Origin of the sequence: Rhizobium skierniewicense, assembly GCF_014196515.1 — a bacterium.
In the GTDB taxonomy this organism is placed as follows: Bacteria; Pseudomonadota; Alphaproteobacteria; order Rhizobiales; family Rhizobiaceae; genus Agrobacterium; species Agrobacterium skierniewicense.
In genome coordinates, this window is sequence record NZ_JACIDV010000009.1 from 129020 (window position 1) to 150153 (window position 21134).

The window sequence follows — 21134 nt, forward strand, 5'->3', positions numbered from 1 at the left end:
GGCCCGTTGGCGCGGGCCTTTTTTCTCGGCTCAGAACATGCGCAACGTGTTTTCCATGCCGAAATCTTTCAGGCAGTCTTTCATCGACTGATATGCGGCGGTCCCTTGGAACCGCACCAAACGGCCAGCAGTGGCGTCATCCAGCTCAACACCGCCTGCAATCGCTTCCTCCATTGCCATCGCCCATTTGAAGTGTCGGGCCGTCTCGGAAAGACCGGCGTCAGGATCGAGATGGATGACCTTGGCTGTCGTCTTGGCCTCGGCCTCACGAACGATTGCCTCATGCAGCTGTGCTGCGGCTTCGTTCAGCGACTTAGGCAGCGCCACACGCGGTTGCGTGATGCTGTCGAGCGCAGCCGTGAGGGCTGGCGTGACGAGCTGCTCTTCGCGCTTTGGCAACTGGATGACGTTGGCGCTGGCGGCATCGCGCTCTGCGGCCTTCTTCTTGGCGAGACGGATGGTGCGCTCGATGCCGGATGGGCCTTTCTTGAGCTCGCGGATATCGGCCTTGATCTCGCGTTCTTTTTCGCGGATCAGATCGGCCGCAATCTGCTTTTGGGCCTTCACGTAAGCCTGCGGGTTTACGTCAGCCAATTCGGGGCAGATCGCCACATCAAGGAAGCGACCATCATTGGCGTCGAAAACGTACATGCGGCCCATGTCGAGCGGGTCGAGGCGGCAGAACACTTCGGTGCCGACCATGATGGAGCCGGAGAGGTAATGCAGGCCGTTCTTGATGCCCTGCTTGGTCATCTTGCGGTAGCCGTTCTTGCCAGCGACCGGCATCAACAACGCGTCCAGGGCGCGCTCATCAACACGGGTGATCTTGGCGGTGGATGCTGCAGCTACGCTGTTAGGCGTGCGATCCTTCAGGCCACCATGATTGCGCTCGTGATAACGGTATTCGAGCCAGTCATCGATATGGCGCTGCAGCTGCTCGGCTGTCAGTTCGACTTCAAACAATTCCTTGTCGTCGGCACCTAGGCGCTGCGAGAAGCTCTTGCGACCCTCGATCGCTTTCCGATCGGCGACGTTATGACCGATGTAGCCGGGCAACTGCGGGCAAACTTCATGCTGGAATGTTCTAATGACGCGCTCGACGTGACCCTTTTGCTCCGGCGTATAAGCGTCGGAAATATCCGGTGTGACATTCAGATCGGCGAATAGGCGCTTGATTGAAACGGCAACGAAATCCGAACCGTTGTCCGTCTTGATGACCTTGGCCGCACCCCATTTCAGAATGGCTTTGCGCATCATCAAACTAACAGCGGACGCCCGTGGTGTTTTCGACAGAGTAATGACCAAGCGACGGGTCGCAATGTCGATGCAGGCATAGAGCGAATGGCGACCATCAGTGCAGAGCGCATCGACCGGAGAGGCGTCGATCATCCAGAGCGCGTTAGGTTCGTCGATGTGGCGATAGGTGCCGGTACCGGAAAGCTTCATCGTCGAGCGATAGCTGTCGGGATTGGTGATCTTGGTGAGAACGACCTTTTCCGACGCCTTCAAGGCGGCAATGAAATGCTGGAACGTACGCGGCGGCGGGAGTGCCTTGAGGACGCCATTCCGGTCAACCAGTTCAGAACCGAACATATCTTCGCAGTACCCGCGAATGATATCTGCAGAGAGTGCCGGGTTTCTGGCGATCCAAGCCAGGATGAACGATTTGACCTCGCCGCCATTGGCAGTATCGAGCAGGCCTGTACCTTTGCGCGCCTCTGAACGATCGACTGCGAGCGTATCTTTTGCGCCCGACTTCTTGGCCGCAATCCAGCGGAACACGGACCGCTGTGAAATCTGCGGCAGAAGCTTTTTCACCCATTCATCCGCCTGGATCATGTTCATGTTCCAACGGTCCACGAAGATGAACATCCGCGCCTGCATCGCCATGTTGGTCAGACCTTTCGCAAAGGTCTCAAATGCCGCGATGACGGCAAGGCGAGCGTCACGCTCCTGACGAGCGCGATCGGTAAGATTGGATGACGGAAGGGCAGAAGCCGGAGCCGGTTCGAGCGCTGGAGCCTCGCCACCTACAACCATATAGCGTTGGACATACGTGACCTGCGCAAGCGTCGGAAAAAGGCGATAGCTATACTCAAGCCCGCCACCAGCGCCATTCCGCGACCGGCACATTGATGGGACGCTTTGCCAGTTCTCCCGGCGCGCATACCGAATGACTGCGCTTTCGGAAGTCGGCATGCCCGGCAGTGCTTCAGCGGCGATCTCTCTCGCTGTAAGCCACTCTTTCAGGCTGCTTTTTGATTGAGGGAAAGCGACTATGCTCAATGGATTTCCCTCACCATCAGGACAAGCGCGGTCGCGACTTGAGAGAAATAAATCATCCCGAGGATGAAGGTGGAGACTGCCCATAGTGCCGAAACGTCGCGCACGATCTGGCTTCGAATGAAGCGCGTGACGGACTTCTTGAACAATGGCGCGATGCTGATCATTTTATTCACCGGCGTGCTCTCTTCCTTGCGGCGCGTGATGCTCTCAGCGCCTCCATTTCTTTGATGTGATCGTCGATGAGTTGGTCCTCGACCATCTCGGCATATTCTTCCTCGATGACGGTCAGGCCGAACTCACCCGGCACGAAGCCGAGCAGCTCTTTCGCGCCAGTCGCAAAAACCAGTGCGATAAATGCATCGAGCGGAATGCGATGTTCTCCGCTCGCTTCGGATGCCCACTTGTCGAGCATGCCAGCGGAGATCGAGCGGCCAAGATAACGGCTCATGGCCTCGACGATTTCCACGCGGCTCTTGCCATCGTCGCGGGCGTCACGAAGGGCGCGGGCGATGAGCCGTGAAATGCGGTTGTCCAGCGGGCCGCGACCTGTCACGCCTTCTTCGTAGCGGATCGCCACCTGTGGCGGCGTCCACTCGAAAAGGTCTTTCGTGAGAGGGTCGCGGCGCTTGGTCATCAGCGAGCGGCCTTAGCTGCGCGGCGTTCCGCAACCCAGCGCATGACAGCGGACTCGTTGATGTTGAAGAACGCATCCTGTTCGGTTGGCTTCAAGCGGCTGAAACGGTCGTTGACGCGTTCCCATGCTGCAGGTGGATTGCTGCGCGGCAATTGGTCGATAATCTCGACGGCCTGGGCAAAGCTCTCGGCCTCGCCAGAGAGCAGCAACTCGATGATGCGCGCTGCGCGCTCGTAGGGCTGCGCGGCGATGTCGAGCAACGCTTGCTGATTGTCGGCGAGCGCCTCATGTACAGCGATGCGATCACGCAGATCGGCTGCGATATTCGCAATCTTGAGCGCCCGGAACACGGCAACCCGCGAGATTTTCAGGAAGTGCTGCGCAGCCTCGGAAAAGCTCATGGCGAAGCGATTGCTCATCTCCATCTGCTCGTCATCGGAATTCGGTATCAAGTTGATACTCAATTCGTCCGATGCGGATTTCCTCGGCTTCGGTCCCGGTTTCATAACTGGTTGAGCCGCACGATGGATCGCGCACCAGTCGGCGATGTCGATGCTTCGATCGAGCACTGACAGATCGCGGCGATAGAAATTCTCGGAGATGGTCGTCAGCCGAATATCGGCTTCATCGCGAAAAGCGTCGGGCTGCTTAACGATGGCAGATACATCGCGTTTTAGAGCGGTTGCGGCACCGAGGCGCGTGGCACCGAAGACGAGACGATATCGCTCACCAATCTGGATGACCTCAATAGGCTGGCGCTGGCCAAGTTTGGTAATGCTTTCCGCCAACGCCTGGACGGCGTCGGGATGGACTTTGCGATGATCTGACGGAATGTCGATCAACAATGGGGACAGAAATTCAATCTGCATGTGGCACTCTGGCTTGTCAGGGGAAGGGTTGCGGGCTGACGAAATCGTCAGGCAGCATTCTGTGTGCCGTCAGTCTTCGACGACTTTTTTGCACTGGTGTTGCAACTCTTGTTGCTGCTAGTGTCAGGGCGGTTGTGACGACCGAGCGTATAGATGTCGGGGAACATCTCGCGGAAAGGCACGCCCAGCGCTTTGGCAACCGCCTCGGCACCTGGACGGCTGGCACCGATGACCCCGGCGCGGCATGCGCTGTCGTATAGGCCAGCATCGCGGGCTATTCCGGTCAGGGTCTTATTCTGCCGTAACAGTTCGTCTTTGATGGCGGCACGAGTCCACGTTTTGGTGGTCGTCATAATTGCTTCCTGTTCAATTTGACCTCTGCAAAAGGTCGGTTGGCATGAGGGTCAGTGTTCAAACTTTGTTGCAACTAATATTCGCTCAATAACGTGATAAAGTCAACGTAATTACGCAAATGCTTACGGTCAGACTTAAGTTATCCACGTTATTACGCGATTTATCGCCTAGGATGATGATTTTGTTGGGTAAAATCGGCAAGAAACCGCTTAATACTGAGACTGACGCACAGTCAGAGTTCACGCAATGACGGGAACAACATTCGCAGAAAGACTGAATTTGGCGATTGGGGAGAACGTTCACGCTTTTGCGCGAAAGGCAAACCTCAGTGATTCGACGCTGCGGCAGTATTTGAAAGGTTCGATGCCAGGATTGGATAAACTAATTGCTATCTCTGAGGCGTCCGGCGTCACGCTCGACTGGTTGGCGGCCGATCGAGGCCCGATGCGGCTATCACCAGAATCCCACGTCGCTGATATTGCTGTACATCACGCCGACGGTACAACCACTCTATACGAGATGAAAAACGGAGAGGCGGGCAAGAAAGCCGAGCTAACCTTGGTTCCAAGGTTCGATATCAGCGCTTCTGCAGGCGGCGGGCAAATCGCTTATCAGGAACAAGCCGTTGAATTAATTGCATTTCAATCCGCGTGGCTTCGTTCGATCGGTGTCAGCCCCGACTTCGCACGGATCATCACCGCTAGAGGCGATAGTATGGAGCCGACTATCCGAGACGGTGATCAGATATTGATTGACACCTCTGTCGAAGAAGTCAGGGACAACGGCATTTACTGCGTGGTCTATGGCAACATGTTGCTCGTGAAGCGGGTTCATCCCAGAATGAATGGATCGCTTCAACTGATCAGCGACAATGATGTTTACCCACCCGAGGAAGTTTCCGCCGGTGATGTTGCAAGCCTGTCGATTGCAGGCCGAGTTCGGTGGTTTGGGAGAAATCTTTAATCGTCTCGCGATTTCCGTTTCAGCCACTCGTCCTGCCATTCGATCTTGCGTAGCGGTTTTTGACGGTGGCTATTAAAGCGGCCTTCAAGGCTATAGTAAAAGCCCGCAGAATAACGGTTCTGTTCACTTATTCCCGGCTCTTCCCAGATAATCCCGGATTAAGTCGTCTACTGCCATATGTTATTGCGGGTTACATTTGCCGCTCGCGCCGAGAAACAACCCCTCACTTACGATTTCTAACGCTTAGCCTGTGGCTAAGACGTTGAAATCGCTTTCTCTCCCACAGGGGGATAGAGAGGCCCCCACCCCTCACGTCCCGCAAAACGTCCTGAACACCCGTTCATGCCCCATCGGCGCCTGCATATACACGCCAAACTCCGGCACCTCCTCATAGGGCCGCGCCGTCGCCTGAACCATCGCGTGAAACGGCTCCAGATCGCCATCCTCGACAGCAGCAGCAATCACCTCTTCGATGCGGTGGTTGCGCGGAATGATCGCCGGGTTCACCGCCCGCATCGCCTTGGCGCGGCCACTTTCCGTCGCACTTTCCCTCCACGCCCGCTGGCGCCAGCGGGCCAGCCATTCGTCGGCACCTGCAAGATCGGTGAACATGCCACGAAACGCTTCCGCGCTGCCATCCGCAGCATCGCAAAGCCTGCGGAACGTCAAGGTGAAATCGACCTCATTACGCTGCATCAGCGCCAGCAAATCCTGCACCAGTTGCTCGTCCGCATCGTCCTGCGTGCTCAGGCCCAGCTTCTCGCGCATGCCGGAAAGCCAGCGCTTGGGGAATGCCGCAGCAAATTCCGCCAGCACGCCATTGGCCAGTTCCACCGCCTTGCCGGCATCCTCGTCCAGCAGCGGCAACAGGCATTCCGCCAACCGCGCAATGTTCCACTGGGCGATGCCGGGTTGGCTGTTATAGGCATACCGCCCCTGCGCATCGATGGAGGAAAAGACCTTGTTAGGATTATATTCATCCAGAAAGGCGCAGGGCCCGAAATCGATCGTTTCGCCAGAGATCGCAACATTATCGGTGTTCATCACACCGTGGATGAAACCGACCATCAGCCAACGGCACACCAACTCGCGCTGACGCTCGGCAATCGCCTGCAGCAAGGCAAAATACGGCTTCTCCGCTTGCCTTGCGTCGGGATAATGCCGCTCGATCACATAATCGGCGAGTGTCCTGATCGCCTCGTTGTCCTCGCGTGCGGCGAAATACTGAAATGTACCCACCCTGATATGGCTTGCCGCAACCCGTGTCACCACGCCGCCGGGCAAACCGGTTTCCCGCTGCACCCGCTCGCCCGTGGCGACCGCCGCCAGCGCTCTCGTGGCCGGAATGCCGAGCGCAAACATGGCTTCGGACATGATATATTCGCGCAGGACCGGACCCAGCGCCGCCCGTCCGTCACCCCGGCGTGAAAACGTCGTCGGCCCGGCACCCTTGAGCTGGATGTCCCGTCGTTTTTCATTGATATCAATGACTTCACCAAGAAGAATGGCACGCCCGTCACCCAGCTTCGGCACGAAGTTGCCGAACTGATGCCCCGCATAGGCCATCGCCAGCGGCTCCGCTCCCTGCGGCACGGCATTGCCGGAAAACACTGCCGCCAGCCGCGCGTCATCAACGCCGTCGAGCTCAAGCCCAAGCTCTTGCGCCAATGGCCTGTTGAACGCGATCAACAACGGCGCGGCAACCGGCGTCGGCAAGGCCGCAGCCGTAAAATGCTCCGGCAGCCGCGCATAGGAATTATCAAAATGGATCACGGGTTTTCTCCCTGTTTCAGGGCTTATATGGGCGGGCTTAACCTAATATTCCAGCCGCTAATCCCGATACCATCATTTCGCTTCGCTACTCTTCAGATCGATAATGCACAGCCCTTTATGTCTCACAAAGGGGGCAGACGGTTTGAGGCTCGCGCCAATACGGCGTAATCCCTCGGCATAATCGCCAGCAGATGGGAAGCCCCGCCGCGGCAGGATTAAAGCCTCGCGTTTAGACAAGGCCAGAAACAGATGCGTTTTGGTCTCGATCGCCTTGACGATACCACCCCAGGAAATGTCGCTGTTAATATCCGCAGAACGAGCCGTCACGCCATCCTTAGATAGCGTCACAACGATTTCCTGATTGGCCGCCGCCCTTGTTTTGAAAACCGTTGCTGCCATCAAACCAGCGAGATGACCGCTGAAGACGGTCAACAAAAGCGGCAGAAACCAGAAGGGCCAGTAGCGGAAATATATTTCGGCAAACCATGTCGGCATACCGTCTTTGACCGGCCACAACCACGTAATGGCGACGACATTTCCAGCGGCGATCACAAACAAGACGAGTTTCAAAGCCGTCTGCCAAAAGGGTCTGCGGATCAGTGCTCGGGTGACCGCGATGAAGTCAGACCGCGTACAAGTATAGCGTATCTCGATAACTCGCTCTTTGGGGTCCACTGCTAAATTCCCTCTTCACCCAGAGCCTGCCATTGCCCGTGAACGATGCGGCTTGCATAGGGCGGTGAGGCCTCTCCACCGCTGACGTAGACATAAAGAAACAGCTCCATCACCCTGTCGAAAAAAGTTTTTGGCGTCATGAGTTTAGGCTCTTCATCCTTAATTTCTGTCTTCTCCCTATCCGCTTCGATCAGGAGATTGATCGCAGCCTGGGCTTGTCTTTCAGGCACAAAAACACCCGCGCCGCCAATGGCGCTCGTATAGTGTGGGAAATTATTAATAAGGTGAACCGGCGCTGCTACAACGACGATGCCGTAGGCTTCCAGATATGACGTTGTAACCGCAAAATCAGAAGCGGTGAAAACAGTTGCCACGCGGGTAATGCGGTCAGCAAACTCGGCCATTGGCTACCCTTCTAAACAAAAACCCATGCGCAGATCAGGGTGAGAAAACACGGTACAAGTTCAATAATTACAACCAAAGGTCAATATCACGATGAAACACGACAGACCGGCTGTCACCAAAAGCGGCATTGACTGGCAAGGGCGGGATTCCGCCGCGCCTCTCGAAACCCAAATCGCGTCATCGACAGCGATGAACTTTAACCTGCCACTTTCGTTGCTATTCTGTGGAGCGACAAGAAGTGAAAGGACAGTGGAATGAATGAGGTAGCCGTGCCCGCAGAAGTCGCAAACGCTGAGCAAATGGAAAGCACCATTCGCACCATTCAGACAGATCTTCCGGTCAACGCCACATTCCACGTCTGGCTGAAAGCCAAGAAAACCGGAGAGCCCGGGGCGCTTTCCTTTTCCAACAGCAACGGCAAATTTGCCGAGGTCTCCTCAGGCAATGTCGATGAATATAATTTCCGCATCTACCAGGTGTTCGGCGGCGGGCGGGTCGAGCTGAGCTACGATACGGTGACCACTGCGGTCTCCGTCATTTACTGGTTCATCGCCTCCGATGTGCTGGAAACCGGTATCACCGTTGTTCACACCAAGCCGGATAATGCCGCACCCGATCTGCCGGATAGCTACCACTTTCGCCCGCCCTTTGGCTGGATGAACGATCCCAACGGTTTTGGCCGTTTCGAGGGCCGTCCGCATCTGTTTTATCAGCATTATTCCCACGGACTGCGCTGGAACACCATGCATTGGGGCCATGCGGTGTCCTCCGATTATCTGCGCTGGCGGCACTTGCCGATCTTTCTCTTCCCATCCGAGGATCTGACGACACGGCCCGACAAGCGCGGCGGGGCCTATTCCGGCTCCACCATTCCGCTGGTGGAAGGCACGGGCATCCGCGTGTTCTTCACCGAGCAGGTGCAGGACCGCGTGCCGGAACAGCAGATCCAGCTCACCGCCACCTCGTCGGATCTCATCATGGCCGGTCAGGCGGACGTCATTCTCGGCCATCGCCCGGACGGTCAGGGACTGACGACCGATTTTCGCGACCCTTACGTTTTCCGAGGACCGGATGGTCTGTGGAAAATGCTGCTGGGGAGCCAGAGCGATGGCGGCGGTGTGATCCTTCTCTATGAAACACAGGACCCGACAGCCGCATCCGGCTGGACCTATGTGGGCAAGTTGTGGGTGGAAACGCGCTACAAGACGACGGCGGTGGAATGCCCCTGCCTGCTGCCACTGGACGGACCGGCCAATGCCCGCTCCACCCGCTGGGTGCTGGTCTACGGCCTCATGCATTCGGAAGATGCAGCAACCGGGCGCAAGAACCTTGCCATGGCCGATGTCGGCTGGTTTGACGGCAAGACCTTCGTCAAGGAGTTCGGACAGGAGCTGGATTTCGGCACGGACAACTATGCCTTCCAGGCGTTTCTGGATGGCGATACCATTGTCGGTATCGGCTGGCTTGCCAACTGGGCGGATGCGACGCCGGAAATCGATTTCCCCACCGCGATGACGCTGCCCCGCCGCATAATCTTTTCCAACGGCGCTCTTCTCACGCCACCCATCGGTGCCGCAGAGAGCCTGCGCCACCGCATCTTGGACCGGACCCGTCTTGCCACAGGCGAAACGGTGGAGTTTCCCAACGGTGCGGTCGAAATCCTGTTTGAGCTGGAAAAACCCGGCCTGCCCTTCGAGCTTGAACTCGCGCACCCGACCGTGAAACTGGGCGTGGTCTGCGACGAAACCGGCCTGTGGATACGCTATGAAGACGGCCGGGACGGTCCGTCCCCGCGCTACATTTCGGAAGGCGCACGCCCGTTCCGCCTGCGCATCTTCATTGATTACGGCTCCATCGAAGTGTTTGCCGACCATGGCCGCTATGTCGGCACGAAACGCATCGACAGCTTCGAGCCGGTGCGCTCCGCACAGCTGAAAAGCACCAGTGGCGCGGTCTCCCACGCCACGACGTGGATGCTTAAACAGTAGGAGCTTGGGACCATTTGCGTCGCTTCCCGGCCGTCTTTTCGGACAATACCGAGAAAGCGGCCGGAGATGGCAACATCATCGCGTCAACCCCGTCATAACGGCGAATGTGCAGCGCGCCTGGTCACGCGGCGTCCAAACCATATGGCAGCGATGGAGACGATGGTCGCCATTCCATAGATCGCAGATAGCGAGGGCTGCAAGTCGCCGCGCTCAAGAGCGGGTACCAGCGCGGTGGCGGCGGCAATCGTCCCGCTCGCCCCCGCGCCAGCCGCCGCGCCCAAAGTGGCGACTGTCGGCAACAACGCGCCCGTCATTTTCCGTTCGTGCTCGGGGGCCGCCTCCATGGCGTTCTGGTTGATCCCAGCCCATGACATGCCGAAGGTGGCGCCGATCAGCGCTTGGCCTGCCAGCATTTCCGGCCAGCGTCCCATCAAAAGCCCATGACCCAACAGAAGGCATCCGGGCGCCATCAGCCACGGCCCATAATGCATGCACGCATCCCGCAGCCGCGCAGACCGCAGACTGCCGACGATGACCGCAACCGTGCTCCACGACAAGGGCATGGCGACGACGATAAACCCTGCAAATGTCGGCTCATATCCCCACCGCTCGACGGACACCAGCGCCAGATAGACGCTGGTCAGCGCCTGCGCATAGGACATCAAGAACAGCATCCAGAAACCGTTTCCCACCACCGTGCCCGGTCGAAATGCGTCTTTGGGGAACAATCCGGCTTCTGCTCGTGTGCCCATGTTCAGCGACATCAGCAGCAACACCAGCCCCACCAAGAGGCTCGCCATGCGCATACCCAAGCCCTCGAAGGCGGCAGGCGCGGAAAAGGCGAGCGCTCCCATCAGGCACAGAACCAGCGGCCATGTGACCCTACGCGACGATGGGCCGGGCTTTTCCGGCGAAACGGACATCCATGTATAGATGACCAGCAACAGGACCAACGGTACCGGCAACAGATAGGTCATACGCCATGACAGGTGCTCGGTTGCAAATCCGCCCAGAAGCGGGCCTGCGACAGAGGCCGCCGCCCACACGCCTGCTTCCACCGCAAAAACCTTGGGCAGCAGATCGGAGCGGAACCCTGCCGGAATGAGGCTGTAGCACACGGCAACAATCAGGCCATCGGCGATACCCTGCAAGCCGCGTCCGACAATCATCACCGGGAAGCTTCCGGCACCAGCGCAGATCAGCATGCCGAGCGAAAAAAACAGCGCCGATACCACCAGCGCGGCCCGTGCGCCCATCCGCTCACGCAGAAGAATGGCTGTCACACCACCTGCCACCGAACCGACGAAATAGATGCTGTAGGCCCAGCTGTAGATGAGTGCACCGCCGATATCCGCGACTGCGACCGGCAGGGCCGCGACGATGGCGAACTGGTTGAACGCATGCAGCCCTATGCCTGCGGAAATCGCCATCAGCAGCGCCAGGTTTTTCCCGCGCAACAGCTCTCCCCAGCTGCCTTTCTCCGCTCCATTCATCACTACCGTCTCCATCCTGTTTTGAGGGTCGGCGCGACAGATACGACCTCAACCAAGGTTGAGGTCAAGGGCCGCAGGAGGTTTTGTTTTGGTTGTTGGCCGGAACCCCGCGCTTGCCGGCCCGTTTACCTGCACATCAAACAAAGCACCCAGGGAGGCCCTCGTGGACCCGCGAACACCACTGACGGAAAACGAAGACGCACTCGATCAGGACATTGTGGATCTCGAGGTAGACGATCTCCCCGAGGGCGGCGACCTCTCGCAGCAGATCGAACAGGAACTGCGCGAAGAAGAAGCGGAAACCGACGATGATCCCTATCAGGAGAGCGACGAGGCATTGCCCGACGACGATGAGGAAAAGGTTCTGGACCGCAATCCATCGCTTGAGGGTGGAGCTTTCGACGACGTGTGACCGTCACAGGGTGATCCTAGGATCACCCTTTTCATTTTGCCCATGTCCCAGGAGACGTCTTAACATATGCCTTTGGTGGTCTTGAGCACCAAAAAATACGGCAAGGAGCCTGATCTGCCGGGCATCCTCAAAAACTTTGAAATAAAAGACGGCGTGGTGTTTCGTGACACTTCTCAGCGCAGGCAGAATATGCGGCATCAGGGTGCCTTGATAGGGAGTGTGACCCAGCGCCTCTATATCATTTTCGATCAACTTCAGTCTGGCATCGGCCCGTTTGAAGGCCTCAACGAATTCCTCCCGAAAGCCCAGATAGGACTCCACGAGATGATCGAAGATGAGTTCCAGATCGCGTTCGACATCTTTCGAGCGAAGGATCTCATAGACCATAAGCGTTTTTTTTCGCTGCAATCATCGCCGCAGTGCGCCTCTTTCCCTCCTCGTTCGAGACAAACGCACCGTTGCTGCGCTCATCCAGCAAGATTTTGAGAGCCCCCACTTTGGCTTCATGCAACTCGGTTTCCCGACGCAGGAGTTCGATCCCATGCTGGACGACAGCGCTCAGACTCGAAAACCGTCCGTCTTCGACCAGTTTTCGGGCAAAGCTGTCCTGTTGATCGGAAATAGAAACCGATGCTTTGACTGACATGACTCATCTCCAGCGGAATCGACTAATACTACTCAGTAGCATATTCGCACATTCTTTTCCAACCCTTCACTCTGCTCTTTCAGGGTTATACCCAGCTTCGCGCATCGCAGCCTGTGCCACTGCGGCATCTCCCGCGACCGTTACGCTTTTCCTGGATAGGTCGATAGCGACGGCCGCACCCGGCAGAACCTCTGCCAGCGCGCCGCGAATGGTTTTCTCGCAGTGGCCGCAAGTCATGTCGGGTACGGTGAATATCGTGGCTTCCATGGTGATGTCCTCAAGGTTTCTTTGCAGTGATCGTCGCTCGACTGAAGCTTATACTCCCGCAAGATCGTCCAGAATGGGGCAATCCGGCCGATGGTCGCCTCCACAGCAATGGGCAAGATGCGAGAGCGTTTTGACCATGCTTTTCATCTCGGCAATCTTGCGCTCGAGATCGGCGATATGCGCAGTGGCGATGTCCTTGACCGCAGAACTTTCGCGTGTCTTGTCCTGCCAGAGCTTTAGCAACGTTTCTGTTTCTTCCAGCGAAAAACCCAGCGTTCGGGACCGCTTTATGAAGCGCAGATTGTGCACATCCTGTTCGGCATAAACCCGATAATTGTTGTCCGTGCGGGCGGCGGGCGTGACGAGACCGATCTGCTCGTAATAGCGGATCATCTTGGCCGAGACGCCTGAGGCTTCCGATGCCTGACCGATGTTCATGTCGTTACCTTCGCTGTTTTCAATCTTAACGCGTTGCCCAGCACAAAGACGGAGGAGAGCGCCATGGCCCCGGCTCCGACCACGGGCGACAGCATGATGCCGAAGGCCGGGTAAAGCGCGCCTGCGGCCACGGGTATCAGTGCGACATTGTATCCGAAGGCCCAGAACAGGTTCTGGCGGATGTTGCGCATGGTGGCGCGGCTCATGCCTATGGCGTGGACGACGCCCGCGAGATCGCCGCCCACCAAGACGACATCGGCGCTTTCAATGGCAACATCCGTGCCGGTGCCGACAGCGATGCCGATATCGGCCTCAGCCAGCGCAGGCGCGTCATTGATGCCGTCGCCGACGAAAGCCAGCACCTTGCCGCCTTGGCGCAAATCATGGATGGCTTTCACCTTGCCTTGCGGCAAAACCTCAGCCACCACCTTTTCTATGCCCACCTGAAGGGCGATGGCCTTGGCCGTCCGGGTATTGTCTCCCGTCACCATGACAACCTCGATACCCATGGATTTCAAGGCTTTGATGGCATCGATGCTGGATGGTTTCAACGGATCGGCCACCGCGATGATCGCGGCCAGTTGACCATCGATGGCTGCGTAGAGCGGCGTCTTGCCCTCGTCGCCCAACCTTCGTGCCGTGTCTGCAAACGGTGCGGTGGACAGGCCGAGCTTTTCCATAAAGCGGTCGGCGCCGACGTCGATCTTGCAGCCCTCGACCATGGCGGAGATACCGTAGCCGGTAATGCTTTGGAAATTGCCGATTGTGGGCTGTTTGAGTCCTGCAGGGGTCGTAACGTCTTGCGCCTTCGCCGCCCGCACGATCGCCTCTGCAATCGGGTGCTCCGACATGCTCTCAACCGCCGCAACAAGCCTCAACACCTCACGTCGCTCGAACCCATCCGCCACCAGCAGATCCGTCAGCTCAGGCTTACCCTTGGTCACCGTGCCGGTCTTGTCCACCACCACGATGTGCGCGGAACGCAACGCCTGCAGAGCCTCTCCTTTTCGAAACAGCACGCCGAGTTCCGCTGCTCTTCCCGTGCCGACCATGATCGAAGTCGGCGTTGCCAGACCCATGGCGCAGGGGCAGGCGATGATGAGGACGGCGACGGCATTGATCAGCGCGTAGGTATAGGCAGGCTGCGGCCCGAAGATCGCCCAGACGATGAAGGTCAGCACGGCAACAGCGATCACCACCGGCACGAACAGCCCGGTAACCCGATCCACCAGAAGCTGGATGGGCAGCTTTGATCCTTGAGCCTGCTCCACCAAAGCGATGATCTGCGCCAGCATCGTGTCTGCGCCGACCTTGGTGGCGCGGAATTTCAGCGCTCCGTTCCCGTTGATGGTACCGCCTGTGACAGGGCTGCCAGCCCCCTTTTCCACCGGCACCGGCTCGCCTGATATCATTGATTCATCGACATAGGATGCACCCTCCACCACCTCGCCATCCACGGGCAAACGCTCTCCCGGGCGGATAACGATGATGTCGCCCACCACCACGTCGTCCGTGGCGATATCGCGCGTCATGCCGTCGCGCTCCACCCGCGCCGTCTTGGCCTGGAGGCCAGCCAGCTTGCGGATCGCATCGCCGGTTTTGCCGCTGGCGCGGGCCTCCAGAAGCCGTCCGATCAAAATCAGCGTCACGATGACGGTTGCCGCTTCATAATAGACATGCCGGGCATTGTCCGGCAGCAGGCCGGGCGCAAACGTGGTGACCAGCGAATAGAGATAGGCAGCACTGACCCCGAGCGCCACCAGCGAATTCATCTCTGGCGCACCATGGGCCAGTGCCGGAAAACCGGACTTCAAAAACCGCCATCCCGGCCCGAAAATCACCACCGTCGCCAGTGCGAAATAGACATAATAAAGCGTCTGCGTCTCCATGGCACCCATGAGCCAATGGTGCATCGGCGCATAGAGATGCCCTCCCATTTCCAGCACGAAGAGTGGAGTGGTGAAGATGGCTGCGAGGATGACGTCTCGTTCGAGCTTCCTCTCGTCACCGGTGTGATGGGTGTGGTCGTGCCCCTGCCTCGCGTGATCATGGGCCGCTCCAGTCGGACTTTTGAGCGTAAAACCAGCCAGCCTCGCGGTTTCGATCAGCATCTCGCGCTGACGCCCGCCGCCGACGGTCTCGATGGTCACGACGCCGCTTTGCGCGTCCACCTCTGCGCTGACTGTCGTGGCCACGGCCTCCAGAACGGTCTTCAACCGGTCAGCATCAACGCCCCCCTTATGCCTCTGGAGCGTCAATTCGATCGTCTTTGGGGCAACCTCGTATCCAATCTTCTTGACTGCAGCGACCAAGGTCTTTGCCGAAAACCCCTCGGCCGGTTCGACCGTCAGCCGCTTCGTCGCGAAATTGACAGAACTTGCCGCCACCCCCGGCACCTTGCCCGCCGCCATCTCCACGCGCCGCACACAGGACGCACAGGTCATACCCTCGACAGATACGGAAATCGGCTCTGGCGCGCTCAAAGTCTTGATGATCTCGTTCATGGGATTTCCCCTTTCGAGACCACATGTAATGCTTCCCATGATGGGAAGGTCAAGGGTTCACAGCGACCTTTGTCACGGGTCGAAGTTGATGCTCATTTGGGCTACATTATCGTAAACCGGAGGATGATCATGACAGCGAATGCTTATATCAGGGCTCGCATCGACCAAGACTTGAAGGACGATGCAACCGCAGTGCTGGACAGCCTCGGGTTGACCGTCTCGGACGTGATGCGCATGATGTTGACCCACATAGCCCGGGAAAAGGCACTCCCCATAGAGTTGACACGTCCCAACGCAGAAACGATAGCCGCCATAGAGGAAGCGCGGGAAATCGCAGGCGAAAAGCGCGCCCGCTTCAAATCACGCGAAGAACTCTTCAGAGCACTGGATGGCGATAAGCCGTGAAAGGCCCAAAAGCTGTATCAAAGCGAACGACTTTGCCGCGAATGTGCGATTTTACGAAGCAGTTTATGAAAGACTGGAAACGGCTGAATGATTCCGGGAGTGGCGCGATCATCGGGAATGCCACATCGGTGGAGACTTTCTGCTGATCTACAGGCTCGACGAGGCCGATGATCTTGTCGTCTTCACACGCGCTGGAACCCATTCCGATCTGTTTAGATAACCCTCACCGGCGCACGGAAACCCGCGCGATATCCCGCAGAAACTCCTCGCGCACCACCTCCCCCATGGGGCGTTCAGACGCTTTGTCGTTGACCCGCAGCCGTGCGAAGACAATGTGCTGGCCTTCGCGTTCGGCCCAGCCCACGAACCAGCCGAAGGGGCGGGTCGTGTCGGGTTTGCCGTCATCGCCCTTCAGGTTGCCCGTGCCCGCGGTGCCGTGCACGCTCCACGCCTCAGCCGCATCGAAAACGGGCATGATGGCGCGGGTCTTGGTTTGTGCGTCGCGCGTAAAGGGCAGATTGTTGGCCATCAGGCGACGCAGAAAACCCACCTGCTCGACGGGCGATATCTGCACAGCGTTGGCAAGCCAGTCGCTCATGCCCTTTGGCGTCGTTCCCGGGGCGGATGCCGAACCGGTATTGCCGAAACCCAGCCGCTTGACATAGCTGGAGAATTTTTCAGGCCCCAGGCGATTGGCGATGTCGACACCATACCAGCGCACATCGTTCTTTTGCCATGCGGTAGGATCCACCCGCCTTCGATCCGGTGCGGCGTTGTCCATGCCCTCCTGCCAGTCCCAGACCGGGTTGAATTCGTCCAGCAACAGGCCGGAATCAAAACCGATCAGTGCCAGCGGAATGTTGAAGGTCGCGCCCGGCGATGCACGCTTGTCGCAAGCGCCCTGTTGGGTGATGACAGCGCCGGTTTCCACCGATGTCACGAAGGTGCATTCGAAAGGCTGTTCGGCCCGGGCAAGAATGGGATACAGACCCACAACGGCGAAACTGACGGCTGAAAGGACGGCGAACCGGGGCAGCATGCATTTTCCTTGTATGTCCGGCCATCATCACGGCCAGCAACCAACGGAGAGATAAGGTGATGTCGGTTCTTAAAAGACAGTTGGGGCAGGAATAGGACGGACGGGCGCACACCCTATCGACGCTGCGCCTTCGGCTGCTCGCCTACCGTCAGCGGCCAGTCCACCACGTAGTTTTCGAAGTCGTCCACCTCGACCTGCTTTTCGTTGATGGTGCGCCCGCGTGCGGAAATACCCGCCATATGCACGGTTTCGGCATCCCCCGAAACGAGGTGGTGCCACCAGTAGAGGTCCTCGCCATCGCGCACCAGAGCGTAGGCGCAGGTCGGCGGCAGCCAGCCGATTTCGTTGACGAGCTTGAGGTTAAGCTGAATGCAATCCGGCACCGTATCAAACCGGTTGGGGTAATCGGAACAGGCGCAGCTATCTCCATCCAGCAACTGGCAGGAGACGGATGTGAACACCACCTCGCCGGTGTCCCAATCTTCCAGCTTGTTGAGACAGCACAGGCCGCAGCCGTCACACAGGCTTTCCCACTCGGTGTTACTCATTTGCGCCAGTGATTTCGTTTTCCAGAAGGGCGCGTCACTCATCGTTAACATTTCCGTTCCATTTTGCAGCATCGGGCGGCAACGTGATCCCCGTATGCCATATCGCAATCTACCGGATTATGAGATAATCGCGAAATCCGGCAGAGGTGTGTGATGGTGGAATGACCCGCGCAAGGTCGCTGCGTCAAGCAAATGCTGGCGAGATCGAACAGGAATACGTTTCAGGTGCAGGAAGACAACAACAAGAAACCGGCGCGACGGAAACGCCATCTTCTGCTGCGCATCGATTCATGGATCGATTCCGGCCTGTGGACATCTGCGTCGCGCGTCTTCGACTTCTGGGAAGAGGTGACCATCGCATCGCGCAAGCTGCATGTGCGCGGCTGGAAAAAATTTCTCATCAACATTGCCGACGACGCCCTGACGGTTGGCACTGCGGGCACCGTTCTGATGCTGGCGCTGGCGCTGCCCGCCTTTGAGGAGACCAAGAAGGACTGGCGCTATCGCGGTGATTTCGCCGTCACCTTCCTCGATCGTTACGGCAACACCATCGGCCATCGCGGCATCATCCACGAAGATTCCGTGCCGATCGACCAGATGCCGGACCATTTCATCAAGGCCGTTCTTGCCACCGAAGACCGGCGCTTCTTCGAGCATTTCGGCATCGATTTCATCGGCCTTGCCCGCGCCATGAGCGAAAACGCCCGCGCCGGCGGCGTCGTGCAGGGCGGCTCCACGCTGACGCAGCAACTGGCCAAGAACCTGTTTCTGACCAATGAGCGCTCGCTGGAACGCAAGGTCAAGGAGGCTTTTCTGGCATTGTGGCTGGAAGCCAACATGTCCAAGAAGGAAATCTTGAGCCTTTATCTCGACCGCGCCTATATGGGCGGCGGCACGTTCGGCGCAGCAGCGGCGGCTCAGTTTTATTTCGGCAAGAACCTGACCGATGTGACGCTGGCGGAATCCGCCATTCTCGCCGGTCTGTTCAAGGCACCGGCGAAATACGCACCACACGTCAACCTTCCCGCAGCGCGTGCGCGCGCCAACACGGTTCTCTCCAACCTCGTGCAGGGCGGGTTGATGACCGAGGGACAGGTTGTCGGCGCACGCCGCAACCCGGCAACCGTCATCGACCGCGAAGAGGTGCAGGCGCCCGACTATTTCCTCGACTGGGCCTTTGACGAGGTGCAGAAGCTGGCCAAGGAAGGCAAGATCAAGGATCATACCGTGGTGGTTCGCACCACCATCGATACTGGCCTTCAGCAGGCGGCCGAACAGGCGATGGAAGGCAGCCTTCGCGAATTCGGCGAAGGCTACAAGGTCAAGCAGGGCGCGATGGTGATGATCGAAAATGGCGGCGGCATCCGCGCCATGGTCGGCGGTCGTGACTATGGCGAAAGCCAGTTCAACCGCGCAACGGCGGCGCTGCGCCAGCCGGGCTCATCCTTCAAGGTCTACACCTACTCCGCCGCCATGGAAAAGGGCTACAAGCCGGAAACGCTGATTTCCGACGCGCCCGTAACATGGCGCGGCTGGTCGCCGCAGAACTATGGCCGGTCCTACGCAGGCAAGGTGACGTTGCAGACCGCCCTTGCCAAATCCTATAACACCGTGCCGGTGCGCCTTGCCAAGGATGTGCTGGGCACGCAGATCATTGTCGATACGGCCAAAGCCATGGGGGTCGCGACGCCGCTTCGCAGCGACAAGACCATTCCGCTCGGTACATCGGAAGTGACCGTGCTGGACCAGGCCACCGGCTACGCCGTCTTCCCGGCAGACGGCATGCAATCACGCCGCCACGGCATTGCGCAGGTGCTGGATTACGAGGGCAAGGTTCTCTACGATTTCGACCGCGACGAACCACCTGCGCAGCGCGTGCTTTCGGAAGAGGCCAATTCCAAGATGAACCGCATGCTGGTGACCATTCCCGTCGAGGGCACGGCAAAGCGAGGCGCTCTCGATAACGGCATCGTTTCCGGCGGCAAGACCGGCACGTCGCAATCCTATCGCGATGCCTGGTATGTCGGCTTCACCGGTAATTACACGACCGCGGTGTGGTTCGGAAACGACGACTTCACCTCCATGAACAACATGACCGGTGGGGCGTTGCCCGCCATGACGTTCAAGCGCCTGATGGACTACGCCCATCAGGGCATGGAACTGCGCGCCATCCCTGGCATTCAGAACCCGCTGCCGAATGGCACGCATCCAAAACCCGCCAACGGCGCAGCCATCGCCTCGGCAGACGCCAACGCCATGCCAGCCCTCACCCGCCCCCGCTCGCTTTCCGCCGAAGCCACCCGCGTCATCCGCTCCATCGGCAAGAAGCTGAAAGAAGCGTCGGCGCCGTCGTTGACGGTGCAAAAGTTGGCGGATGTCGGGAGCGATGGGGTGAAGCGGTAGTCGAAACCCGTCTTTGTGGACGTCAGAATAGGCAATGCGCGCGTCTGCGCTGGGGCTGGCAATCACTGCCCGCCTTCGAAAAGCCACATATATTGCAAAAATTATCCATTCTTGGTTGTGCACCCATAACGTAACGTGTCTTCACGGGAGTGTATTCAATGGCTTTAGAAGATCAGAGTGCATCCGCTTCCGGAGAAGGTGTGGTAATCGCCCTCTCGGCCGTTCAACTCGCGGCGGTCCTGGAAGGTGAGACGGTCGAACAGAGTGGTACGGTCGGAAACCGCGTGATCGGGGCGTTGCGGCTCCTGGGATGTGCTGCAGAAGGTGTGACCGCTGGAGCACTGCTGGTCACGCCAGAACCCACCGCACTGACGAAGATCGGCGGTGGCGCGCTGGCCCTTCACGCTGCCGACCAGTGCACGACCGGCGGGCGCCAGCTCTGGACGGGGCGTGACGAACGGTCCATCACGGAAAGAACCACGTCCAAACTGGCCAGAAGTCTCGGCGCAAGCCCCGCAAACGCCGACAACATGGGCATGGCCATGGATTTCCTGGTGCCGCTTGGCGGGGCCATGATGGCAGGTGCCGTTCGGGCCGCCGCCATACGCTCTGGTCGTATCTCGCTTGCGCAGCATGAGGCTCAGGCCGGAAGCCGCCTCGGCGGGCACACGATTGCCAGACATGTGGGCAAGGACGAAGCGTTTTTGCGGCAACGGATCGCAGATACGGCGTCAAGTCGCAAACCGCCTGCAGCAATATCGTCGTTCAGCAACTTGAGGATAGCCGAGGAGCAAGTCTCCCGTGCGTTGCGAGCCAATCAGGCGCGCATCGTGCAATGGTCTAAAACGGCTGCTCCGGGGACAACGCTCCAGCCACCGCTCGTTTTTGACGCAGGCCGTGTGATCGGACAGGGCGTCATACGCTCTTCCGGGCAGCTACAGCAAATGTCGAAAATGCGTATCGTGTTGAAAAAGGAAAGCTATAACGGCCTGACACACTATATTCTGACGGCATTTCCTGTTCCCTAATGAA

At 58.4% G+C, this 21134-nt stretch carries 23 protein-coding genes; 7 read left to right on the top strand and 16 right to left on the bottom strand.

Annotated features, from left to right (window positions below; translation table 11 throughout):
• Window positions 1-30: 30 nt before the first annotated feature.
• Genes GGQ73_RS15625 through GGQ73_RS15645 form a run of 5 tightly spaced genes read right to left on the bottom strand, consistent with a single transcriptional unit; the run spans window position 31 to window position 4142 of the window.
• Window positions 31-2286: a DDE-type integrase/transposase/recombinase gene (locus GGQ73_RS15625; protein ID WP_183897106.1), complete on the bottom strand. Its 2256-nt coding sequence runs from the start codon at window positions 2284-2286 to the stop codon at window positions 31-33.
• The gene (locus tag GGQ73_RS15630; RefSeq protein ID WP_183897107.1) at window positions 2283-2450 is read right to left on the bottom strand and encodes a hypothetical protein; all 168 of its coding nucleotides are present in this window, start codon (window positions 2448-2450) and stop codon (window positions 2283-2285) included. Before GGQ73_RS15630 ends, GGQ73_RS15625 begins: the two co-directional genes overlap by 4 nt.
• Window positions 2451-2455: 5 nt before the next feature.
• The gene (locus GGQ73_RS15635) at window positions 2456-2920 is read right to left on the bottom strand and encodes a hypothetical protein (RefSeq protein WP_210290146.1); all 465 of its coding nucleotides are present in this window, start codon (window positions 2918-2920) and stop codon (window positions 2456-2458) included.
• Entirely contained in the window at window positions 2920-3789 is an 870-nt protein-coding gene (locus GGQ73_RS15640) for a ParB N-terminal domain-containing protein (RefSeq protein WP_183897108.1), read from the bottom strand. Before GGQ73_RS15640 ends, GGQ73_RS15635 begins: the two co-directional genes overlap by 1 nt.
• 47 nt (window positions 3790-3836) lie before the next feature.
• The gene (locus GGQ73_RS15645; protein WP_183897109.1) at window positions 3837-4142 is read right to left on the bottom strand and encodes a helix-turn-helix domain-containing protein; all 306 of its coding nucleotides are present in this window, start codon (window positions 4140-4142) and stop codon (window positions 3837-3839) included.
• Between the two features lie 247 nt (window positions 4143-4389).
• On the opposite strand from GGQ73_RS15645, the gene GGQ73_RS15650 reads away from it, so the two are divergent.
• Window positions 4390-5106 carry a LexA family transcriptional regulator gene (locus GGQ73_RS15650; protein WP_183897110.1) on the top strand — a complete coding sequence of 239 codons (717 nt, stop codon included), beginning with the start codon at window positions 4390-4392 and terminating at the stop codon, window positions 5104-5106.
• A gap of 309 nt (window positions 5107-5415) precedes the next feature.
• Here GGQ73_RS15650 and GGQ73_RS15655 read toward each other — a convergent pair whose 3' ends face one another.
• From GGQ73_RS15655 to GGQ73_RS15665, 3 genes are all read right to left on the bottom strand, one after another.
• Window positions 5416-6876 (bottom strand): protein adenylyltransferase SelO, encoded by a 1461-nt coding sequence (locus tag GGQ73_RS15655; protein ID WP_183897176.1) that lies wholly within the window; start codon window positions 6874-6876, stop codon window positions 5416-5418.
• A 75-nt stretch (window positions 6877-6951) separates the two neighbouring features.
• Window positions 6952-7554, bottom strand: a complete 603-nt coding sequence (locus GGQ73_RS23260) for a YcxB family protein (protein ID WP_174152442.1) — start codon at window positions 7552-7554, stop codon at window positions 6952-6954.
• A 2-nt stretch (window positions 7555-7556) separates the two neighbouring features.
• Window positions 7557-7958 carry a glycosyltransferase family protein gene (locus tag GGQ73_RS15665; RefSeq protein WP_183897111.1) on the bottom strand — a complete coding sequence of 134 codons (402 nt, stop codon included), beginning with the start codon at window positions 7956-7958 and terminating at the stop codon, window positions 7557-7559.
• 255 nt (window positions 7959-8213) lie between these two features.
• Here GGQ73_RS15665 and GGQ73_RS15670 point away from each other — a divergent pair, with 255 nt between their 5' ends.
• Entirely contained in the window at window positions 8214-9947 is a 1734-nt protein-coding gene (locus GGQ73_RS15670; protein WP_183897112.1) for a GH32 C-terminal domain-containing protein, read from the top strand.
• Window positions 9948-10039: 92 nt separating this feature from the next.
• On the opposite strand, the gene GGQ73_RS15675 is transcribed toward GGQ73_RS15670, so the two are convergent.
• On the bottom strand, window positions 10040-11440 hold the full coding sequence (locus GGQ73_RS15675; RefSeq protein ID WP_183897113.1) for an MFS transporter: 1401 nt from the start codon (window positions 11438-11440) through the stop codon (window positions 10040-10042).
• Window positions 11441-11603: 163 nt separating this feature from the next.
• On the opposite strand from GGQ73_RS15675, the gene GGQ73_RS15680 reads away from it, so the two are divergent.
• On the top strand, window positions 11604-11852 hold the full coding sequence (locus GGQ73_RS15680) for a hypothetical protein (RefSeq protein ID WP_174152438.1): 249 nt from the start codon (window positions 11604-11606) through the stop codon (window positions 11850-11852).
• A 3-nt stretch (window positions 11853-11855) separates the two neighbouring features.
• Here GGQ73_RS15680 and GGQ73_RS15685 read toward each other — a convergent pair whose 3' ends face one another.
• The 5 genes from GGQ73_RS15685 to GGQ73_RS15705 form a co-directional block, all read right to left on the bottom strand.
• Entirely contained in the window at window positions 11856-12239 is a 384-nt protein-coding gene (locus GGQ73_RS15685) for a type II toxin-antitoxin system RelE/ParE family toxin (RefSeq protein ID WP_183897114.1), read from the bottom strand.
• Window positions 12229-12498 (bottom strand): ribbon-helix-helix domain-containing protein, encoded by a 270-nt coding sequence (locus tag GGQ73_RS15690; protein ID WP_174152436.1) that lies wholly within the window; start codon window positions 12496-12498, stop codon window positions 12229-12231. The genes GGQ73_RS15685 and GGQ73_RS15690 overlap by 11 nt, the downstream gene beginning before the upstream one ends.
• Window positions 12499-12564: 66 nt before the next feature.
• Window positions 12565-12765 (bottom strand): heavy-metal-associated domain-containing protein, encoded by a 201-nt coding sequence (locus GGQ73_RS15695; protein ID WP_183897115.1) that lies wholly within the window; start codon window positions 12763-12765, stop codon window positions 12565-12567.
• 48 nt (window positions 12766-12813) lie between these two features.
• Entirely contained in the window at window positions 12814-13203 is a 390-nt protein-coding gene (gene cueR, locus GGQ73_RS15700) for a Cu(I)-responsive transcriptional regulator (protein WP_174152434.1), read from the bottom strand.
• Window positions 13200-15707 carry a heavy metal translocating P-type ATPase gene (locus GGQ73_RS15705; RefSeq protein WP_234910990.1) on the bottom strand — a complete coding sequence of 836 codons (2508 nt, stop codon included), beginning with the start codon at window positions 15705-15707 and terminating at the stop codon, window positions 13200-13202. Before GGQ73_RS15705 ends, cueR begins: the two co-directional genes overlap by 4 nt.
• Window positions 15708-15836: 129 nt before the next feature.
• Here GGQ73_RS15705 and GGQ73_RS15710 point away from each other — a divergent pair, with 129 nt between their 5' ends.
• Together GGQ73_RS15710 and GGQ73_RS22995 are read left to right on the top strand one after the other, a co-directional pair.
• Window positions 15837-16112 carry a type II toxin-antitoxin system RelB/DinJ family antitoxin gene (locus tag GGQ73_RS15710; RefSeq protein WP_183897116.1) on the top strand — a complete coding sequence of 92 codons (276 nt, stop codon included), beginning with the start codon at window positions 15837-15839 and terminating at the stop codon, window positions 16110-16112.
• 145 nt (window positions 16113-16257) lie between these two features.
• Window positions 16258-16332 (top strand): type II toxin-antitoxin system YafQ family toxin, encoded by a 75-nt coding sequence (locus tag GGQ73_RS22995; protein ID WP_252094048.1) that lies wholly within the window; start codon window positions 16258-16260, stop codon window positions 16330-16332.
• A 3-nt stretch (window positions 16333-16335) separates the two neighbouring features.
• Here GGQ73_RS22995 and GGQ73_RS15720 read toward each other — a convergent pair whose 3' ends face one another.
• Window positions 16336-17151: a class D beta-lactamase gene (locus GGQ73_RS15720; RefSeq protein WP_183897117.1), complete on the bottom strand. Its 816-nt coding sequence runs from the start codon at window positions 17149-17151 to the stop codon at window positions 16336-16338.
• Between the two features lie 113 nt (window positions 17152-17264).
• Complete coding sequence (locus GGQ73_RS15725; RefSeq protein ID WP_174152429.1) at window positions 17265-17741, bottom strand: YcgN family cysteine cluster protein; 477 nt, start codon at window positions 17739-17741, stop codon at window positions 17265-17267.
• Between the two features lie 183 nt (window positions 17742-17924).
• Between GGQ73_RS15725 and GGQ73_RS15730 the strand changes: the two genes are divergently transcribed.
• Both GGQ73_RS15730 and GGQ73_RS15735 read left to right on the top strand, forming a co-directional pair.
• Window positions 17925-20102: a transglycosylase domain-containing protein gene (locus tag GGQ73_RS15730; protein WP_183897118.1), complete on the top strand. Its 2178-nt coding sequence runs from the start codon at window positions 17925-17927 to the stop codon at window positions 20100-20102.
• Window positions 20103-20260: 158 nt separating this feature from the next.
• Entirely contained in the window at window positions 20261-21130 is an 870-nt protein-coding gene (locus tag GGQ73_RS15735; RefSeq protein WP_183897119.1) for an RNase A-like domain-containing protein, read from the top strand.
• Window positions 21131-21134: the final 4 nt, after the last annotated feature.